Origin of the sequence: Stenotrophomonas sp. TWI587, assembly GCF_039674145.1 — a bacterium.
In the GTDB taxonomy this organism is placed as follows: domain Bacteria; phylum Pseudomonadota; class Gammaproteobacteria; order Xanthomonadales; family Xanthomonadaceae; genus Stenotrophomonas; species Stenotrophomonas maltophilia_AY.
This window is the reverse complement of the sequence record NZ_JBDJMW010000004.1, coordinates 78,829-96,095: the sequence shown is the minus strand read 5'-3', so window position 1 is coordinate 96,095 and position 17,267 is coordinate 78,829. Positions and strand designations below refer to the sequence as shown.

Annotated in this window: 19 protein-coding genes and 1 tRNA gene; 15 read left to right on the top strand and 5 right to left on the bottom strand. The window is 67.4% G+C overall.

Annotated features, from left to right (window positions below; translation table 11 throughout):
- Positions 1-17 precede the first annotated feature (17 nt).
- Both ABE464_RS08030 and ABE464_RS08025 read left to right on the top strand, forming a co-directional pair.
- Entirely contained in the window at positions 18-701 is a 684-nt protein-coding gene (locus tag ABE464_RS08030) for a response regulator transcription factor (RefSeq protein ID WP_019185514.1), read from the top strand.
- A gap of 20 nt (positions 702-721) precedes the next feature.
- Entirely contained in the window at positions 722-2,146 is a 1,425-nt protein-coding gene (locus ABE464_RS08025; RefSeq protein WP_070474511.1) for a sensor histidine kinase, read from the top strand.
- A gap of 4 nt (positions 2,147-2,150) precedes the next feature.
- Here ABE464_RS08025 and ABE464_RS08020 read toward each other — a convergent pair whose 3' ends face one another.
- Both ABE464_RS08020 and ABE464_RS08015 read right to left on the bottom strand, forming a co-directional pair.
- On the bottom strand, positions 2,151-2,936 hold the full coding sequence (locus ABE464_RS08020) for a M90 family metallopeptidase (RefSeq protein ID WP_346471513.1): 786 nt from the start codon (positions 2,934-2,936) through the stop codon (positions 2,151-2,153).
- On the bottom strand, positions 2,903-3,178 hold the full coding sequence (locus ABE464_RS08015) for a hypothetical protein (protein ID WP_259260506.1): 276 nt from the start codon (positions 3,176-3,178) through the stop codon (positions 2,903-2,905). The genes ABE464_RS08020 and ABE464_RS08015 overlap by 34 nt, the downstream gene beginning before the upstream one ends.
- Before the next feature lie 128 nt (positions 3,179-3,306).
- Between ABE464_RS08015 and birA the strand changes: the two genes are divergently transcribed.
- The 7 genes from birA (at position 3,307) to ABE464_RS07980 (ending at position 7,724) form a co-directional block, all read left to right on the top strand.
- Entirely contained in the window at positions 3,307-4,272 is a 966-nt protein-coding gene (gene birA / locus ABE464_RS08010) for a bifunctional biotin--[acetyl-CoA-carboxylase] ligase/biotin operon repressor BirA (RefSeq protein ID WP_346471512.1), read from the top strand.
- Positions 4,269-5,006, top strand: a complete 738-nt coding sequence (locus ABE464_RS08005) for a type III pantothenate kinase (RefSeq protein ID WP_346471511.1) — start codon at positions 4,269-4,271, stop codon at positions 5,004-5,006. The genes birA and ABE464_RS08005 overlap by 4 nt, the downstream gene beginning before the upstream one ends.
- Positions 5,007-5,015: 9 nt before the next feature.
- Complete coding sequence (locus tag ABE464_RS08000; RefSeq protein WP_346471510.1) at positions 5,016-5,828, top strand: SPOR domain-containing protein; 813 nt, start codon at positions 5,016-5,018, stop codon at positions 5,826-5,828.
- Positions 5,829-5,869: 41 nt separating this feature from the next.
- Positions 5,870-5,945, top strand: a tRNA-Thr gene (locus ABE464_RS07995).
- Between the two features lie 94 nt (positions 5,946-6,039).
- The gene (rocF, locus tag ABE464_RS07990; RefSeq protein ID WP_346471509.1) at positions 6,040-6,960 is read left to right on the top strand and encodes an arginase; all 921 of its coding nucleotides are present in this window, start codon (positions 6,040-6,042) and stop codon (positions 6,958-6,960) included.
- A gap of 191 nt (positions 6,961-7,151) precedes the next feature.
- On the top strand, positions 7,152-7,289 hold the full coding sequence (locus ABE464_RS07985) for an entericidin A/B family lipoprotein (RefSeq protein WP_137191860.1): 138 nt from the start codon (positions 7,152-7,154) through the stop codon (positions 7,287-7,289).
- A 213-nt stretch (positions 7,290-7,502) separates the two neighbouring features.
- Positions 7,503-7,724: a CsbD family protein gene (locus ABE464_RS07980; protein ID WP_019185523.1), complete on the top strand. Its 222-nt coding sequence runs from the start codon at positions 7,503-7,505 to the stop codon at positions 7,722-7,724.
- Positions 7,725-7,825: 101 nt separating this feature from the next.
- Here ABE464_RS07980 and ABE464_RS07975 read toward each other — a convergent pair whose 3' ends face one another.
- Positions 7,826-8,629 carry a hypothetical protein gene (locus tag ABE464_RS07975; protein ID WP_346471508.1) on the bottom strand — a complete coding sequence of 268 codons (804 nt, stop codon included), beginning with the start codon at positions 8,627-8,629 and terminating at the stop codon, positions 7,826-7,828.
- Between the two features lie 108 nt (positions 8,630-8,737).
- On the opposite strand from ABE464_RS07975, the gene ABE464_RS07970 reads away from it, so the two are divergent.
- The 4 genes from ABE464_RS07970 to ABE464_RS07955 all read left to right on the top strand — a co-directional run bounded on the left by ABE464_RS07970 (position 8,738) and on the right by ABE464_RS07955 (position 13,135).
- On the top strand, positions 8,738-10,027 hold the full coding sequence (locus ABE464_RS07970; protein ID WP_346471507.1) for a tryptophan--tRNA ligase: 1,290 nt from the start codon (positions 8,738-8,740) through the stop codon (positions 10,025-10,027).
- Positions 10,028-10,108: 81 nt separating this feature from the next.
- Complete coding sequence (locus tag ABE464_RS07965) at positions 10,109-10,438, top strand: hypothetical protein (RefSeq protein ID WP_346471506.1); 330 nt, start codon at positions 10,109-10,111, stop codon at positions 10,436-10,438.
- Positions 10,439-10,478: 40 nt separating this feature from the next.
- Positions 10,479-11,411, top strand: coding sequence for an MBL fold metallo-hydrolase (locus ABE464_RS07960; RefSeq protein ID WP_346471505.1), 933 nt, complete (start codon positions 10,479-10,481; stop codon positions 11,409-11,411).
- Between the two features lie 71 nt (positions 11,412-11,482).
- Positions 11,483-13,135 carry a M28 family metallopeptidase gene (locus tag ABE464_RS07955; protein ID WP_346471720.1) on the top strand — a complete coding sequence of 551 codons (1,653 nt, stop codon included), beginning with the start codon at positions 11,483-11,485 and terminating at the stop codon, positions 13,133-13,135.
- 19 nt (positions 13,136-13,154) lie between these two features.
- Here ABE464_RS07955 and ABE464_RS07950 read toward each other — a convergent pair whose 3' ends face one another.
- The gene (locus tag ABE464_RS07950; protein ID WP_346471504.1) at positions 13,155-13,598 is read right to left on the bottom strand and encodes a hypothetical protein; all 444 of its coding nucleotides are present in this window, start codon (positions 13,596-13,598) and stop codon (positions 13,155-13,157) included.
- Positions 13,582-14,916: an MFS transporter gene (locus ABE464_RS07945; protein WP_123731145.1), complete on the bottom strand. Its 1,335-nt coding sequence runs from the start codon at positions 14,914-14,916 to the stop codon at positions 13,582-13,584. The genes ABE464_RS07950 and ABE464_RS07945 overlap by 17 nt, the downstream gene beginning before the upstream one ends.
- Before the next feature lie 178 nt (positions 14,917-15,094).
- Here ABE464_RS07945 and yedA point away from each other — a divergent pair, with 178 nt between their 5' ends.
- Positions 15,095-15,997 carry a drug/metabolite exporter YedA gene (gene yedA / locus ABE464_RS07940; RefSeq protein ID WP_346471503.1) on the top strand — a complete coding sequence of 301 codons (903 nt, stop codon included), beginning with the start codon at positions 15,095-15,097 and terminating at the stop codon, positions 15,995-15,997.
- Positions 15,994-16,914, top strand: coding sequence for an EamA family transporter RarD (gene rarD / locus ABE464_RS07935; protein ID WP_346471502.1), 921 nt, complete (start codon positions 15,994-15,996; stop codon positions 16,912-16,914). The genes yedA and rarD overlap by 4 nt, the downstream gene beginning before the upstream one ends.
- Positions 16,915-17,267: the final 353 nt, after the last annotated feature.

Here is a 17,267-nt window from a genome sequence, read left to right as displayed (position 1 = left end):
GACACTAGGGAGAGTTCATGCGTATCCTTCTGGTCGAAGACGAAGCCCCGCTGCGGGAAACACTGGCAGCCCGGCTCAAGCGCGAAGGCTTTGCCGTCGATGCTGCGCAGGACGGTGAGGAAGGTCTGTACATGGGCCGCGAGGTTCCGTTCGACGTCGGCATCATCGATCTTGGCCTGCCCAAGATGTCGGGCATGGAGCTGATCAAGGCCCTGCGCGACGAGGGCAAGAAATTCCCGGTGCTGATCCTGACCGCGCGTTCGAGCTGGCAGGACAAGGTCGAGGGCCTCAAGCAGGGCGCCGACGATTACCTCGTCAAGCCGTTCCATGTGGAAGAGCTGCTGGCCCGCGTCAATGCGCTGCTGCGCCGTGCCGCCGGCTGGAGCAAGCCGACGCTGGAGTGCGGCCCGGTCGCGCTGGATCTCGCCGCGCAGACGGTCAGCGTCAACGGCAGCAACGTGGATCTCACCAGCTACGAGTACAAGGTGCTGGAGTACCTGATGATGCATGCCGGTGAACTGGTCTCCAAGGCCGACCTCACCGAACACATCTATCAGCAAGACTTCGACCGCGACTCCAACGTGCTGGAGGTCTTCATCGGCCGCCTGCGCAAGAAGCTCGATGCCGACGGCGAACTCAAGCCGATCGAGACCGTGCGTGGCCGCGGTTACCGTTTCGCCATTCCGCGCAACGAAGGCTGAGCTGCGGCTGGCGATAGATGATGTCCGGCCGTCTGTGGTTCTTTAAACGCTGGCGGCCGCGCTCACTGCAGGCGCGCCAGCTGTTGGCCGCCTCGGTGGGCCTGGTGGCCTTCCTGGCCCTGGCCGGCTACGCGCTGGACGCGGCCTTCGCCGATACCGCGAAGGCCAATCTGCGCGAGCGGTTGAAGAATTACGCCACGGCCTACGCGGCCGGCATCGACTTCACCCGCGACCGCTCGCTGTACATCCGCGAGCAGCCACCGGATCCGCGTTTTGACGTCCCGGGCAGTGGCCTTTATCTGCAGGTCGTGATGCCGGACGGCAAGGGAAACTCCATGTCTGCCGAAGGCCCGATGCTGCCCACCGTGGGCGGTGGCATGCTGGCCCCGCGCCAGGAAGTCTTCGAAGGGCCGTTGCCGATGATCCAGATCGACGGCAGTGAGGGCTCGGCCTACCGCTATGGCATGGGCCTGGTCTGGGATGCCGACGCCGACCCGGCCACCGAGTTCCCGTACACGATCTACGTGCTCGAAGACTCGCGCGCGCTCGGCGCACAGCTGCGCGTATTCCGCGGGCGCGTGTGGTTCTACCTCGGCGGCATCGGTCTGATCCTGCTGCTGCTGCAGACGGTCATTCTGCAGTGGAGCCTGCGCCCGATGCGGCGCGTGATCAATGAGCTGACCAAGGTCCAGCGCGGTGAAACCGAGCGCATGAGCGAACGCCATCCGCGCGAGCTGGAGCCGCTGACCGACAGCATCAACGCCTTCATCGAGAGCGAGCGAGAGAACCTCGAACGCCAGCGCAACACCCTGGCCGATCTCGCGCACAGCCTGAAAACACCGCTGGCGGTGTTGCGCACGCAGCTCGACAGCGGCGCTCGCGATGAGGATCTGCGAGAAGAGTTCGACGTGCAGCTGCGGCGCATGAACAACCTGGTGTCCTACCAGCTGGCGCGCGCGGCTTCTTCGGGGCACAAGCTGTTCTCCGCCCCGTTGCCGATCGAATCCAACGCCGAAGAAATCGTGCGGGGCCTGGAGAAGGTCTACGCTTCCAAGGGCGTGCTGTGTGAATTCGATATCGACCCGGCCGCGCGTTTCCACGGTGAGCCTGGCGATCTGCAGGAACTGCTCGGCAACCTGCTGGAGAACGCCTTCAAGTGGGCCAAGCGTCGCGTGCTGCTCACCGCGCATCCGTTGCCGGCCCCCGGTGCGCGTCGCGCGGGCCTGGTGCTGTCGGTGGATGACGACGGCCCGGGCATCGCACCGGAAGACATCGCCAAGGTGCTTCAGCGTGGCGTACGTGGCGATGAGCGCGTGCAGGGTCACGGCATCGGCCTGTCGATCGTGCAGGACCTGATCAAGGACTACCGCGGCGAGCTGCAGGTGAAGCGTTCGCCGGAGCTGGGTGGTGCCCGCTTCGAAGTGAAGTTGCCGCCGGGACCGTAACGCATCACCGCATCAGCGGTGACGGACCATAGAACCGCTGGAGATGCGCGGCCACCGCCGGCATCTCGCGCGCGAGCAGTGCCGGTGCGGAGAAGTGGTACTCGCTGACCACGGCAAAAAACTCCTCTGGCGCCTCGGAGGCGTACGGATCGATCAACGTCTCGCGGCCTTGGTCCACCTCGGCGCAGAACGCGTCATAGGCCTGCTGGAAATCCGCCGCCCATTGTTTCTGCCACGCGCGCGGCAAGGGCGGCGTGCCGTCGATCGCCCCGTCCAGCGCATCGATCTTGTGCGCCATTTCATGCACGGCCACGCAGAACCCGGCCTCCGGATCGGCGATGTCGGCTTGGACATCGGCCCACGACAGAATCAGCGGGCCGCTGTCCCAGGATTCGCCGATCAGCGCATCGTCCCATTCGTGCAGCACGCCGGCCGCATCCACCTGGCTGCGGTGCACGCGGAACGCCTCGGGATACACGATCAGCTGCGACCAGCCACGCAGGCCGATCTCGCCCAGTTCCAGCAGCGGCAGGCAGCACAACGCGGCCAGCAACACGCCATCGGCGTCCTCCAGCTGCAGCTCGGCGGCCGGGCTGATGGTTTTCTCGTTCAGGAAGCGGGCGGCAAGCGCGCGCAGGCGTTCGCGGCGGGCAGGATCCAGCTGCTGCAGCCAAGCGGCGCGGCGGCAGGTGGTGTCCCAGAGGGTAGGGTCGATCTCGCGTGGCGTGCGGCGCAGCCAGCCCAACAGTCGTTCGATCAGCGGAACATACCCGGCAGGAAGCTGTGCCACTTCGGTGCGCGCAGGCGCGGCAGCACGTCGTCATCGCCGCCACCGCCGGTGCTGGTACCGCTGCTGGCGCTGGGCTTCACCGTGGCCGGTGCCGCAGCCGCCGAAGCAGATGCCGGTGCGCTGCGCTCGTTCTCGTTGGCCGAGTAGACACACGCGCCGCGGCCCGCCGTGGTGAGCGCATCGGAAGCGTGCGCGGCCAGCGGGGCCATCAGGAGGAGCAGGCAATGGGCGAACGGGCGCATCGTCAACATCCAGCGGCGGGTCAAGTTCTCGATTCTAGCCCGATTCGGCCGGGGGATTGGAAGGCCCCCGGCGGGCGCTGGCGGCGGCTTTCCCGCATACTTTTCCTGTTTACCCGATGGAAGCTGCCGTGGACGACCGCCAACTGCTGGCCAAACTGGGCGCCGGGCGCCTGTCCGGCGACGCGCTGGCGCGCGAGCTGGGCCAGACCCGCGCCGCGATTTGGAAGCGGATTCAAGGACTTAGGGCGGCAGGCGTCGATATCGACGGCCGCGCCGGTGACGGCTACCAGTTGCAGCAGCCGCTGGATCTGCTGGACGCCGAGGCGATCCAGGCCGCGCTGCCGGCCGCCGTGAGCGGGCAGCTGAGCGCCCTGCAGGTGGCCTGGTCGGTCGCGTCAACGAACAGTGAATTGCTGCGCTGCAGCGCGCCGGAGCGCGGGGCGATGGCCCTGCTTGCCGAGCGCCAGACCCGTGGCCGCGGTCGCCGCGGGCGGGTCTGGGCCTCGCCGCTGGCGGCGCATATCTACCTTTCGGTGCTGCGCGGGTTTGCCGGTGGTCTCTCGCGCCTGGGCGGGCTGAGCCTGGTTGCCGGGGTTGCGGTGGCCGAGGCGCTGCGCGAGGCCGGCTACCCCGGTGTGGCGCTGAAGTGGCCGAACGATCTCATCGTCGATGGGCACAAGCTCGGTGGTCTGCTGATCGAAGGCGGCGGTGAATTCGCCGGCCCGGCGCGCGCGGTGATCGGCCTGGGCGTCAACGTCCGCATGCCCGCTGCGTTCGCGGCGGAGATCACCCAGCCCTGGACCGATCTGGACACGCTCTCCGGCGCACAGACCTCGCGCAACGCCGTGGTCGCGCACATCCTCGCCGCCCTTCTGCCGGCACTGGACGCGTTCGAGCAGGACGGCCTGGCGCCGTTCCTCGCCCGCTATGCCGCGTTGGACAGCCTGGCCGGGCGCGAGGTGCAGGTGGAAGAGGGCGGCGTGCTGTTTGCCGGCACGGCGCTGGGGCTGGCCGATGACGGAGCGCTGCGCGTGCGCATCGACGGCAGCGAACGGGTTTTCCATGCGGGCGAAGTCAGCGTGAGGGCGCAATGAGCGACTGGTTGTTTGATCTGGGCAATTCGCGCTTCAAATTCGCGCCGTTGCAGGGCATGCGCGCGGGCGACGTGCAGGCGTGGCCGCATGGTGCCGAGGCGATGCCGGCCGCGGCGCTGGATGCGCTGCCGTCGGGCGACACCGCCTACGTTGCCAGCGTCGCAGCGCCCTCGCTGACCGCCGCCATGCTGGATGTGCTGCAGGCCCGCTTCCGCCATGTCCGCGTGGCGCGCACCGAAGCCGACTACGCCGGTGTGCGGATCGCCTATGCCGATCCCACCCGCTTCGGCGTGGACCGCTATCTGGCGCTGCTGGCCGTGGCCGCGCGTGGCCAGGCCGTGCTGATTGCCGGCGTGGGCACCGCGCTGACCATCGACCTGCTGGATGCCAACGGCCAGCATCATGGCGGGCGGATTTCGGCCTCGCCCACCACCATGCGCGAAGCCTTGCATGCACGCGCCGTGCAGTTGCCGGCGGCAGGCGGCGACTACAGCGAGTTCGCCAATGACACCGCCGATGCACTGGCGTCCGGCTGCGATGGGGCGGCGGTGGCGCTGATCGAACGCAGCCGGGTGCAGGGCGGGCAACGGCTCGGCGTATTGCCGCACCTGCTGGTGCACGGCGGCGGCGCGCCGGCGTTGCTGCCGCTGCTCGGCGATGCTGAATTCCAGCCCGCACTGGTGCTCGATGGGCTGGCCCGTTGGGCCGTGCATCAACCGCCGTCGGCAGGCTAGGATCAGCCGATGCTTACCCGTGCCCTGATCGTCGTCCTGGTCATCCTCAACATTGGTGTTGCGCTGTGGTGGGTGCTGCGCGGCGAGCCGGTCAGCGCACCGCCGGCCTCGTCGGCCGGTGTGGCCCAGTTGGAAGTGCTGCCGACCACGCAGGCGACGCCGGCCAGCGCGGCCTCCCCGGATGCCGCGTCAGCGCTGCAGGACGTCACGCCCGCCACCGCGCCCGTGGCCCAGCCGCCCGTGTCCACCGCCGCGCCGCCTAGCGCCGTGGCCGACACGCCTGCGCCAACACCGGCCGCCAGCGTGCCTGCGCCCACTCCTGTGGCCGCCGCACCCGCACCGGCCGCGGTACCCGCACCCGCCCAGTGCGTGAGCCTGGGGCCCTTTGCTGACCGCGCTGCCGCCCAGGCCGCCCAGTCGCGCGCCGGGAGTGCCCTGCGTGGGGCCAAGCTGCGTGAGGTCGCCGATGCCGGCGCCACCCGCTACCGCGTGCTGCTGCCGCCCGCCGCCAGCCGTGAGGAGGCGCAGGCCACGGTCAAGCGCATCGTCGCGGCCGGTGTGAGCGACTACTACATCATTGCTCAGGGCGAGGACACCAACGCCATCGCGCTGGGCCAATACCGCAACCGGGAGGGCGCGGATCGCCGCCTGGCCGCCCTGAGCGCCGCCGGTTTCAAGGCGACCATGGTCGCCAGCGGAGGCGACGGGAGCGCGCAGTGGTGGCTGGATGCGACCCTCGCCGAGGGTGCCGACGCCGCCGTGGCCCGCCAGCGCAGCGGCGCGGCCCAGCACCGCTCGCTGGAATGCGCGCGCTTGCGCTAGAATCCCGGCTCCGCGACGGGTCATCCCGCCGCGATGCCCATGCCGGCATAGCTCAGTTGGTAGAGCAACCGCCTTGTAAGCGGTAGGTCCCCAGTTCGAATCCGGGTGCCGGCACCATTTGATCCCAGGTCGGCAACGACTGCTGCAGCGCCGCGAGTCCTATCCCCCCGCGCTGGCTATGCTGGTCCTCTTTGCAATGGAGGCAACAGCGATGGCGATGTATTCCCCGGTTTCCCTGATTGGTGTGCCCACCGATGTTGGTGCGGGCCACCGTGGTGCGGGTCTGGGACCGGACGCCCTGCGCATCGCCGGCCTGGGTGATGCGCTCACCGCGCGCGGCGTGGACGTGCGCGACCTCGGCAACCTGGACGGTCCACGCAACCCGTGGACGGCACCGGTGCAGGGCTACCGCCATCTGGACGAGGTAGTGGCCTGGAACCGCGCACTGATGGACGCGACCTACGCCGAGCTGCAGGCCGGGCGCATGCCGATCATGCTTGGGGGTGACCACTGCCTCGGGATCGGTTCGATCACCGCGGTCGCGCGCTGGTGCCGCGAACAGGGCAAGGACCTGCGCGTGCTCTGGCTGGATGCGCATTCGGATTTCAACACCAGCGAGGTGACGCCGTCGGGCAACGTCCACGGCATGCCGGTGGCCTGCCTGTGCGGGCTGGGCCCGGATGCGTTGACCCGGCTGGGTGGCGATGCGCCCGCGATCCGTCCGCAGCAGGTGCACCAGATCGGCATCCGCTCGGTGGACCAGGAAGAAAAGCGCCTGATCAAGCAGCACCAGGTGGATGTCTACGACATGCGCTATATCGACGAAGCCGGCATGAAGCGCACGATGGAGGCAGCGCTGGCCGGCATCGACGCCAACACGCACCTGCACGTCAGCTTCGACGTGGATTTCCTGGATCCGAGCATTGCACCCGGCGTCGGCACCACGGTGCCGGGCGGGGTCAATTACCGCGAAGCGCAGCTGGTGATGGAGATGATCGCCGACACCGGACGCATGGGCTCGCTGGACATCGTCGAGCTGAATCCGCTGCTGGACAACCGCAATGCGACCGCAGAACTGGCCGTCGATCTGGTCGAAAGCCTGTTCGGGAAATCGACCCTGATGCGCGATTGAGAGCGCCTGGCTGAACCGTGCTTTCCTGCATTCACATCCGCTGCACGCCTCTCCAGCCAGATTGCACGTCACGCGGCGCCGTGTGGTTGAACCTGCGGCGCTGCAGGTCAGGAAGAGGAGTTGCGCTGGCGTGCTCATCTGACAGGCGGGACCGGATACCGGTAGTGAATTTGATCAACCAGGAGAACCCTATGAAGCGTGTTATCGCACTGATGCTGTTGTCGATGTTCTCGGTCGCCATGCTGTCCGGCTGCAACACCGTTGCTGGTGCCGGCAAGGATGTGCAGAAGGCCGGTGAAACGGTCGAAGACGCTGCCAAGGGCAACTGATCCGCGGATCAGCAGTCAACGGAAAAGGCCGGGGATTCCCGGCCTTTTTCATGCGCGCGAGATAACCGCGCGATCACCGTGTGGCTCCATGCTGTAGTGAATCCATTCAAGCTCGTGAGCGCGTGTTTCATCGCTGGTTGACCGTATGCCAACGTGCACTGCCGCATTCTGGTCCCACGGCGAGATGGCCGTTGCAATCAAGGATGCGAACCCATGAACAAAGACATCATTTCCGGCAAGTGGACGCAGCTCAAGGGCAAGGCGCAGGCCAAGTGGGGCGACCTGACCGACGACGATTTCAAGGTGGCTGAAGGCAATGCCGAGTACTTGGCAGGGCGCCTGCAGGAACGCTATGGCTGGGCACGTGACCGTGCTGAAACCGAAGTCCGCGACTTCGAAGCGGCCATGCGCAAGGATTATCCGGATTACCACTGAGTGGTGATCCAGTACGACGGATCAGCCGTCGGGGGTTGAAACCGGAACGGGCCGCGAGAGCGGCCCGTTTTTTCATGTGTCCTGCCCGGTATCGGCGGCGCTCAATGCTCGCCGCGCAGCGGCGGCGGGTCGGGCACGTAGCGGTTGGGGAACGCCTGCGGTTCATTGCGGGCGGGCGCCGGCGGCCGCGGAATGATCCCGCGCGCGATCAGATTGCGCTCGCTGTCATAGCGGACCTGCACCTGCTGCGCCGGGTACGGGGTGTCGCGTTCGAAGGAGGTGTTGCGCACGCGCGATGTCTCACGCTCGCCATGCCCGGTGCCCAGCTGCGGGGCGGGGGCGGCGGAACCGGTGACACGGACACTCTCCAGCGAAGAGGAGCGCGCCTGCGGGCGGGCCTTGGCATCGGCAGAGTCCGCGGCCGCCGGCGCGACGGCCACGGAGACGCGCCCGGCCTCGTGGAACACCGCCACGCCGATCACGCCGATGTTGTCCGGGCGCCCGGTGCGGCCCGCATAGCTGCGATCCGGATCGGTGAACACGAACTGGGCGACCTCGTCCGAGGACTTGCGCCAGCCATGGATGTCGGTGGTCTGCCAGGGGTTGAGGACGTAGCCGGTCTGGCCGGGTGCGGCCACTTCGCCGCTGATGGCATTGAGCCCATCCACCGAGAGCACCACCAGCACGCGTTCGGCGCTGCCGTTGCGCAGGCGCACGCTGTAGCGGTGGCCCTGTTGCCCGGCCACCCAGCGCTGCGGGCCCTGGCGATACTGGGTCAGGGCCTTGCCGCTGTCGCGGTCGATCACTGTCAGGTGGACCGGACCGGTGTCGTAGCGCAGCGGGAGCCCGGGTTTGAAGCCGCACAGGGCCAGCACGGCCAGCAGGGGCAGGATCAGACGCTTCATGGCAAGGCTCCGCAGGGCAGGTGCAGTATCAAACGCACGGCCCCGGCCAACGGGGTTGAGCGCGGGCAGGTAAACTGGGGCGGTTCACTTGTCAGCACTGATTCCCCCATGACGACCCGCGTTCTTACCGGCATCACCCCCTCCGGCACGCCCCATCTGGGCAACTATGTCGGCGCCATCCGCCCGGCGATCGCCGCCAGCCAGGCCTCGGACATCGAGAGCTTCTTCTTCCTGGCCGACCTGCACAGCCTGATCAAGGCGCAGGAGCCCGAGCGCACCCAGCGCTCCACGCTGGAGATCGCGGCAAGTTGGCTGGCGTGCGGGCTGGATCCGGACAAGGTGTGGTTCTACCGGCAGAGCGACATCCCGGAAACCACCGAGCTGATGTGGTTCCTGACCGTGATCGCCAGCAAGGGCATCCTCAACCGCGCGCATGCCTACAAGGCTGCTGTGGACAAGAACCGCGAGGAGCAGCTGGATGACGACGCCGGGGTCAGCGCGGGGCTGTTCATGTACCCGGTGCTGATGGCTGCCGACATCCTGATCTTCAAGGCCAACCGCGTGCCGGTCGGTCGCGACCAGATCCAGCACATCGAAATGGCGCGCGATTTCGCGCAGCGCTTCAACCACGTCTACGGCCAGGAATTCTTCCCGCTGCCGGAGGTGGTGATCGATGAGCAGGTCGCCACGCTGGCCGGGCTGGATGGCCGCAAGATGAGCAAGAGCTACCACAACACCATTCCATTGTTCGCGCCGCGTGCGGAATTGAAGAAGCTGGTGTTCTCGATCCTCACCGATTCGCGTGCACCGGGCGAGCCGAAGAGCACCGAGGGTTCGGCCCTGTTCCAGATGTACCAGGCGTTCGCCACGCCGGCGCAGACGGCCGCGTTCGCGCAGGCGTTCGCCGACGGCATCAGCTGGGGCGATGCCAAGCAGCAGCTGTTCGAGCGCATCGACAGCGAGATCACCCCGCTGCGCGAGCGCTATGACGCGCTGATGGCCGAGCCGGAGAAGATCGAGGCGCTGCTGCGCCGACGTGGCCAGCAGCTGCGCGAGCAGTTCGCGGTGCCGCTGCTCAAGGAACTGCGCCATGCCGTCGGCCTGCGCGATCTCTCCACCGCCGGTGATGTGGCCAGCGAGGAAGGCGGGGCCGCACGCGCAGCACCGCCGCTGTTCAAGCAGTACCGCGAAAAGGATGGCCGCTTCTACTTCAAGCTGCAGGCCGGTGACGGCACACCGCTGATCCAGAGCGAAGGCTTCGATTCGCCGCGCGATGCCGGCCAGCTGATCGGCGTGCTCAAGCAGACCGAGCATGGCGACGGACTGCAGAGCGAATTGTTCAAGCTCGAGGCCGAGGTGGATGTCGTGCTGGCCGCATTGCAGGCACTGCGCGAGTAACACCCGCCGCTGGCCGACAACCAGGCTATGGCATGATGCCCGTGCACGCCGCAGGGGCGTGTTCCTGTACGGGAGACTGCGATGGCCTGGTTGTCGTTGTTGTTGTTCCTGCCCTGGTTCGTGCTGCTGGGCACGCTGTACTGGCTGTTTCCCCGCCAGCCGCGTAGCACCGCGCGGCGCCTGTTTGATGGCGTCGCGCTGGTGCTGGCCTTCGTGCTGAGCATCCTGGCGATGCTGTGGGGCCATCACATCGGCGTGGTCCAGAACGATGCCGGACCCATCTGGCGACAAGTGCTCGCGGTGCTGTACGCGTACGGTGCGTTCCTGGCGGTGATGGTGGCCGCCGTGCTGCTGCGTGGGCCGCTGCTGGCCGCCACTGCGACCAAAGCCGCATCGAAGCCGCTGCACTGATCGACGTAAGATGGGGGCGTTTCGCGCCAGGGAGGTGGTGATGCACGTCGACCCCAGCATTCATACGATCGACACCGCGTTCCAGCGCGATGATTTCGACGCCGCCTACCTGATCGTCGAGAACGGCCGGGCGGCCTTCATCGATTGCGGCACCGGCCTGGCCGTGCCAGCGATGCTCGCCGCGCTGACGCGCGCCGGCTGCACGCCGGAACAGGTCGACTGGCTGATCCTGACCCATGTGCACCTGGATCATGCCGGCGGTGCCGGCCTGCTGATGCAGCAGTTGCCCAACGCCACCCTGGTCGTGCATCCGCGCGGCGCGCCGCACATGGTTGATCCGACCCGGCTGATCGCCGGTGCCACCGAGGTCTATGGCGAAGCGGAAATCGCGCGCAGCTATGGGCCGATCCTGGCGGTCGCCGCCGACCGGGTCGTGATCGCTGAAGATGGGCACATCGTGGATCTGGCCGGCCGCCCGCTGCTGTGCGTGGATACGCCCGGGCACGCGCGTCACCATCTATGCGTATGGGATGCGCGCAGCCGCAGCTGGTTCACCGGTGACACCTTCGGGCTGTCCTACCGCGAGCTGGACAGCACGCAGGGCGCCTTCATCGTGCCGACCTCTTCGCCGGTCCAGTTCGATCCCGAGCCGCTGAAGCAATCGATCGCCAAAATGCTGGCCTACGATCCGCAGGCCATGTATCTGACCCACTACGGGCGCGTGGCACCGCCGCGGAAACTGGCGGCCGATCTGGTCGAGCAGATCGATGCCATGGTCGAGATCGGCCGCCAATGCGACGGTCGGCCGGATCGGCATCGCTGTCTGGTGGCGGCGCTGACCGCGCTTTACCTGGAACGCGCGCAGGCCCACGGCTGCCCGCTCGATGATGAAGCGGTGACCCGGGTGCTGACGATGGACATCGAGCTCAACGCCCAGGGCCTGGCTTGCTGGCTGGATCGCGACCGCCGCTAGTGCACGGTCATGCGGGTGTCACGTTACACTCCGGTGTCCTGTTTTCCGTCCTGGTGTCTGCCGTGAATCCGATGCGCATGCTGCTGCTGTCGTCCTGCCTGTTCGTGGGCGGCCTGGCCCACGCCGCCAATGACCTGCCCGGCGGCGGCATCGACCCGCAGGCCCTGTCGCGGCACGTACGCATCCTCGCCTCGGACGAGTTCGAAGGCCGCGCCCCGGCCACACCCGGCGAAGAGCGTACGGTCCAGTACCTGATCGAAGAGTTCAAGAAGTACGGCCTGCAGCCCGGCGGCGTTGATGGCGGTTGGGTGCAGCCGGTGCCGATGGTGCGCGCACAGGTTGATGGCCCGGTGCGTGCGCAGCTGCGCCAGAAGGGCAAGCTGCGCGCGCTGGCCAATGGCGAGGACGTGACCCTGCAGAGCCTGCGTCCGCAGGATGCGGTGGCGATCAAGAACGCCCCGCTGGTGTTCGTGGGCTACGGCATCGATGCGCCCGAGCGCCACTGGAACGATTACAAGGACGTCGACCTGCACGGCAAGATCGCCGTGGTGCTGATCAACGATGCCGATTTCGAGGCCGACCAGCCGGGTGCGTTTGATGGCAAGGCGGTGACGTACTACGGCCGTTGGACCTACAAGTTCGAAGAAGCCGCGCGCCGCGGTGCGCAGGGCGTGCTGATCGTGCATGAGACCGCGCCGGCGGCGTATGGCTGGGCGACGGTGAAGAGCTCGGGCACCTCGCCGCTGTTTGATATCGAGCGCACCCGCGAGCAGGCCCTGGCCCAGCACGTGCCGGTGCGTGGCTGGATGCAGCGCAGCCTGGCCGAGCAGCTGTTCCGCGATGCGGGCCTGGATTTCGAGGCCGAGAAGCGCCGTGCGATGACCCCGGCCTTCAAGCCGGTGGCCCTGGGCGATGCGCAGCTTTCGGTGGACTTCAAGCTCAAGCGCGAGCAGGTGATCACCCGCAACGTGGTGGCCAAGCTGCCGGGCGGCGCGCACGCCGATGAAGCGGTGATCTTCTCCGCGCATTGGGATGCCTTCGGTATCGGCCAGCCCGATGCCAAGGGTGACCGCATCCGTCGCGGTGCGATCGACAACGCCACCGGCGTGGCTACCGTGCTGGAGCTGGGCCGCGTCTTCGCCGCCGGCCCGCAGCCGCAGCGCACACTCTATTTCGTGGCGCTGACCGCCGAAGAAAAGGGCCTGCTCGGCGCCAGCTATTACGCCGCGCACCCGCTCGCCCCGCTGGACAAGACCGCTGCCGTGTTGAACATCGAGATGTTCAGCCCGGACGGCCCGACCCGCGACATTGCCTCATGGGGCAAGGGCCGGGTCTCGCTGGAAGGCGACCTGGAGCGCGTGGCCAAGGCACGCGGCCGCACCTACTCGCCGGATCCGAATCTGGAAGCGGGCTTCTTCTACCGCGCCGACCACTTCGCCTTTGCCCGTCTCGGCGTGCCGGCGATCACCATCGGGCCGGGGCTGGACATGCGGGAGGGTGGGGTCGAAAAGGGCCGTGAACTGCGCGATGCGTACTTCGCCGCCTGCTACCACCAGGCCTGCGATGCCTGGACCCCGAGCTGGGATCCGAGCGGCCACGCCGCCGATACCCTGCTGGTCTACGACCTTGGCGCGGAGCTGGCCAACAGCCGTCGCTGGCCGCAGTGGGAAGAAGGCTCGGAGTTCCGCGCCGAGCGCGAGAAGAGCGAATCGGCGCGCCGTTGAGGCGAGCCGTCGGCGGCGCTCAGCGCCGCCGCAGCAGGCGCCAGGCGCCCCAGCCACTGGCCGCGAGCGCGGCCAGGTAACACACGATCATCCCGCCGAACGCCATCGGCTGCGCTGCGGCCGTCGCGACCTGCCGGCCGAAGCGAAGTTGCAGCGCGCTGTGCCCGCTGCCGAGGTCGGCCGCCAGTTGCAGCGCCAGTGCGCCCATCACCGCCAGCAGGGCCAGGCCGAAACCGGTCCGCGGCCAGCGGGCCTGTGCCGGTGGCCGGCGCAGCACCCACACCAGCGTCGTGCCTGTGGCCAGCAGGGCCGCCACCCATAGCAATACAGCCCCCGCAGGGGCGCTGGTGGCATGAGCAGAGGTGCTGGCCTGGGCAAACGCCGGAAGCACCAGCATTGCCAGCGTCAGCCCGCCCCGCGTGGTCGCGGGGCAGGCGGTGTGGCGCTTACTTGCGGGTGCCATCGAGCCAGTTCGGGCCCTTGTTGGTCAGGAAGAACATGTAGACCACCAGCGAGACCGCGATGATCGCCGTGACGTATACCGCGAACAGGTTCACCTGGCCGGTCTTCAGCGCGCCCTGGTACAGCAGCGGCGCGGTACCGCCGAACAGCGAGTTGGCCATCGCATAGCCGAAGCCCACGCCCAATGCGCGCACATGGGTCGGGAACAACTCGGCTTTGACGACCGCGTTGATCGAGGTGTAGCCGGTCAGGATGACGAAGCCGATGCCCAGCACCAGGAAGGCCATGAACGGATCATGCTGGTTGGGCAGCTCGGTGATCAGGTACCAGCTGTACAGCACGCCGCCGATCCCGAAGAAGACCAGCAGGCTCTTGCGCCCGACCATGTCCGACAGCCAGCCGCCGATCGGCTGCAGCACCATCAGGAAGGTCAGCACGCCGAGGTTGATGAGCGTGCCGGTCATGACGTCATTGCCCGCGAACGCGCTCTGGATCATCTTCGGCCCGTTCACCGAGTAGGTGTAGAACGCGACGGTGCCGCCGGCGGTGATCAGGAAGCACAGCAGCAGCGGACGCCACTGGTTGACGAACAGCTCACGCATCGAGCCGGAGGCCTTGGCACGGCCATCGCGTGCAGCTTCGATGGAATCGGACTGCAGCGATTCATCCATGGTCCGGCGCAGCCAGAACACCACGATCGCACCGATGCCGCCGATGCCGAACGCCACGCGCCAGCCCCACGCGGAGATTTCCGGCTTGTCCCAGAAGGTCAGCATGCACAGCAGGGTCAGCTGTGCGAGCACATGGCCACCAACAAGGGTGACGTAATGGAACGAGGACAGGAAGCCGCGGCGCCCGGGAATGGCGGCTTCGGACATGTACGTGGCGCTGGTGCCGTACTCGCCACCGGTGGCGAAGCCCTGCAGCAGGCGCGCGAACAACAGGATCACCGCCGCCCAGATGCCGATCTGCGATGCGGTGGGGGTGATCGCGATCAGGAACGAACAGGCGGCCATCATCGTGACCGACACCGTCAGGGCCAGGCGGCGGCCGTAGCGGTCGGCGAAGCGGCCGAAGTACCACGCACCGATCGGGCGCATCAGGAAGGTGGCGGCGAAGATCGCCCACACGTACATGGTGGAATTCTTGTCGGCGGCCGAGAAGAACTGGGATTCGAAGTAGACCGCGAAGACCGAGTAGACGTAGACGTCATACCACTCGACCAGATTGCCGGCCGAGCCTTTGAGGGTATTGGAGATGGAACGCCGCAGGGCGGCCCGGTCGGAAGGTGCCGCGGTGGCGGGGACGGATGTACTCATACAGGGTAGGGGGTCCTGGCGGGGAAGCGTTGATTGCTCTTGTTACCTTACCGCACGTCAAAAACCAGTGCGTGTCAGGCATCACGATGCGGCCTGATGAAAACAGCGTGCCACCTCGACGCGTGCCGCGCCATCGGCAACGGCCTAGAATTCGTGTTCCCCCGCACCGTGGTGGCCCATGGCCGTCCTACCCGAATCCCCGTCGGCCGCTCCCCGCAGCGGCCTGGTCGTCCTGGCGCTGCTGCTGGTGTACGTGGTCTGGGGGTCCACCTATCTCGGGATCCGGCTGGCGCTGGAAGGTGGCGCACTGCCGCTGACGATGGTCTCCGGGGGCCGCTTCATCATTGCCGGCTCGCTCATGTACGCCGTGCTGCGCTGGCGCGGCTCGCCTGCGCCGACCCGACGCCAGTGGCGCAACCTGGCGATCATGGGCCTGACCATGCTGGTACTGGGCAATGGCATGGTGGTGCTGGCCGAGCGCACGGTGTCATCGGGACTGGCGGCCACCGCCGTGGCCTCGGTGCCGCTGTGGATGGCCCTGTTCAGCGCGATGCGCGGGCAGAACGCCAGCCGCGGCGAGTGGCTCGGCATCGCGATCGGCTTCCTCGGCGTGGTCTGGCTCAACGCCGGCAGCAGCCTGACCGCCTCACCGCAGGGCCTGATCCTGCTGCTGATCGCCCCGATCGGCTGGGCATTCGGCTCGATCTGGGCGCGCGGACTGGATCTGCCGAGCCCCTTCATGACCGCTGCCGGGCAAATGCTCTGCGGCGGCGCGATGCTGATCGTACTGGGCCTGCTCAGCGGCGAACGCCCGACCACCTGGCCCACCATGAATGGGCTGCTCGCGGTGGCCTACCTGTGCGTGTTCGGCTCGATCGTCGCCTTCACCGCGTACGTGTGGCTGCTGCACAACGTGCGCCCGGCCCTGGTGGCCAGCTATGCCTACGTCAATCCGGTGATCGCCGTGATCCTGGGCGTGATCATCGGCAACGAGCATTTTGGCGGCCGCGACTTCCTCGCGATGGCGGTGATCCTGGCCGGCGTGGTGGTGCTGACCCTGGCCCGGACGCGCACGAAGTGAGCCTGTCTGCACAACACAGCCTGCAGGAGCAGCGCCGCGGCTTGGCGATCACCGCCTTCACTTTCACCCTGTGGGGTCTGGTGCCGGTCTACTGGCACCTGCTCAAGGCCGTGCCGTCGCAGCAGATCATCGCGCACCGCATCATCTGGAGCACGGTGCTGGTGGTGGCCTGGCTGCTGCTGAGCAACGGCCTGGGCTGGTGGAAGGCGATCGCGGCCCAGCCCCGCGCGCTGCCGACGCTGGCGCTGAGCAGCGTGGCGATCGCGTTCAACTGGGGCCTGTACATCTGGGCGATCAACGCCGGGCATGTGATCGAGACCAGCCTGGGCTACTTCATCAATCCGCTGGTCAGCGTGGTACTCGGTGTGGTGGTGCTCAAAGAGCGCCTGCGCCGCCTGCAGTGGCTCGCCGTGGGCTGCGCGGCCCTGGGTGTGGGATGGCTGACTTTCGATGCCGGAACGCCGCCGTGGATCGCGCTGGGGCTGGCCTGTTCGTTCGGGCTGTACGGGCTGCTGCGCAAGATGATTTCGGTGGACCCGGTGGCGGGGCTTGGCGTGGAAAGTCTGTATCTGTTCCTGCCGGCGATCGGGTTTGCGCTGTGGAGCGAGAGCGGGCACGGCGGGGGGTTCTTCAGTGGTTGGGGCTGGCGCAACGATGCGTTGTTGATTTTCGGCGGTGCGGTGACGGCGTTGCCGTTGATCGGGTTTGCATACGGGGTGAAGCGGATTCCGTTGTCGCTTGTCGGGATTCTGCAGTACATCGCGCCGAGTATCGGGTTGCTGTTGGGTGTGTTCTTTTTCCGCGAGCCGTTCGATACGGCCAAGGCGGTGGGCTTCGCGGCGATCTGGACCGGGCTGCTGCTGTTCATCGGCGACGGTGTGTGGCGGTCGCGAGCGGGTGGTGCGGTGAAGCGCTGAAAGCTTGAAAGCTTGAGCCCTGGTTTGCTGGGCTGCGTGGCCAGGCGGGGTGTGGGTGGGTGCGCGGGACCCGCCGTGAACCCATCCATGGGGGCTCATATGCCGCCATCCATGGCGGCATATGGTCCCGCGCACCCACCCACACCCCGCCTCCGACAGTGGGCTGGTGGCCAAGGTCAAGGCCAAGGCCAAAGCGAAAGGCGGCACGGCGCCGCGGCGCCATTGCTGCAGCGCCGAGCGTATTGATCCGGTGGAAGCATCGCCGGTCGAAGCGCAGCCAAGACGGAGCGCAGCCAAGCAGGTCGAGCGAACTGGAGCGGAGTCTGTGAGGCGGAGCAAAGCAACGCTGAGCC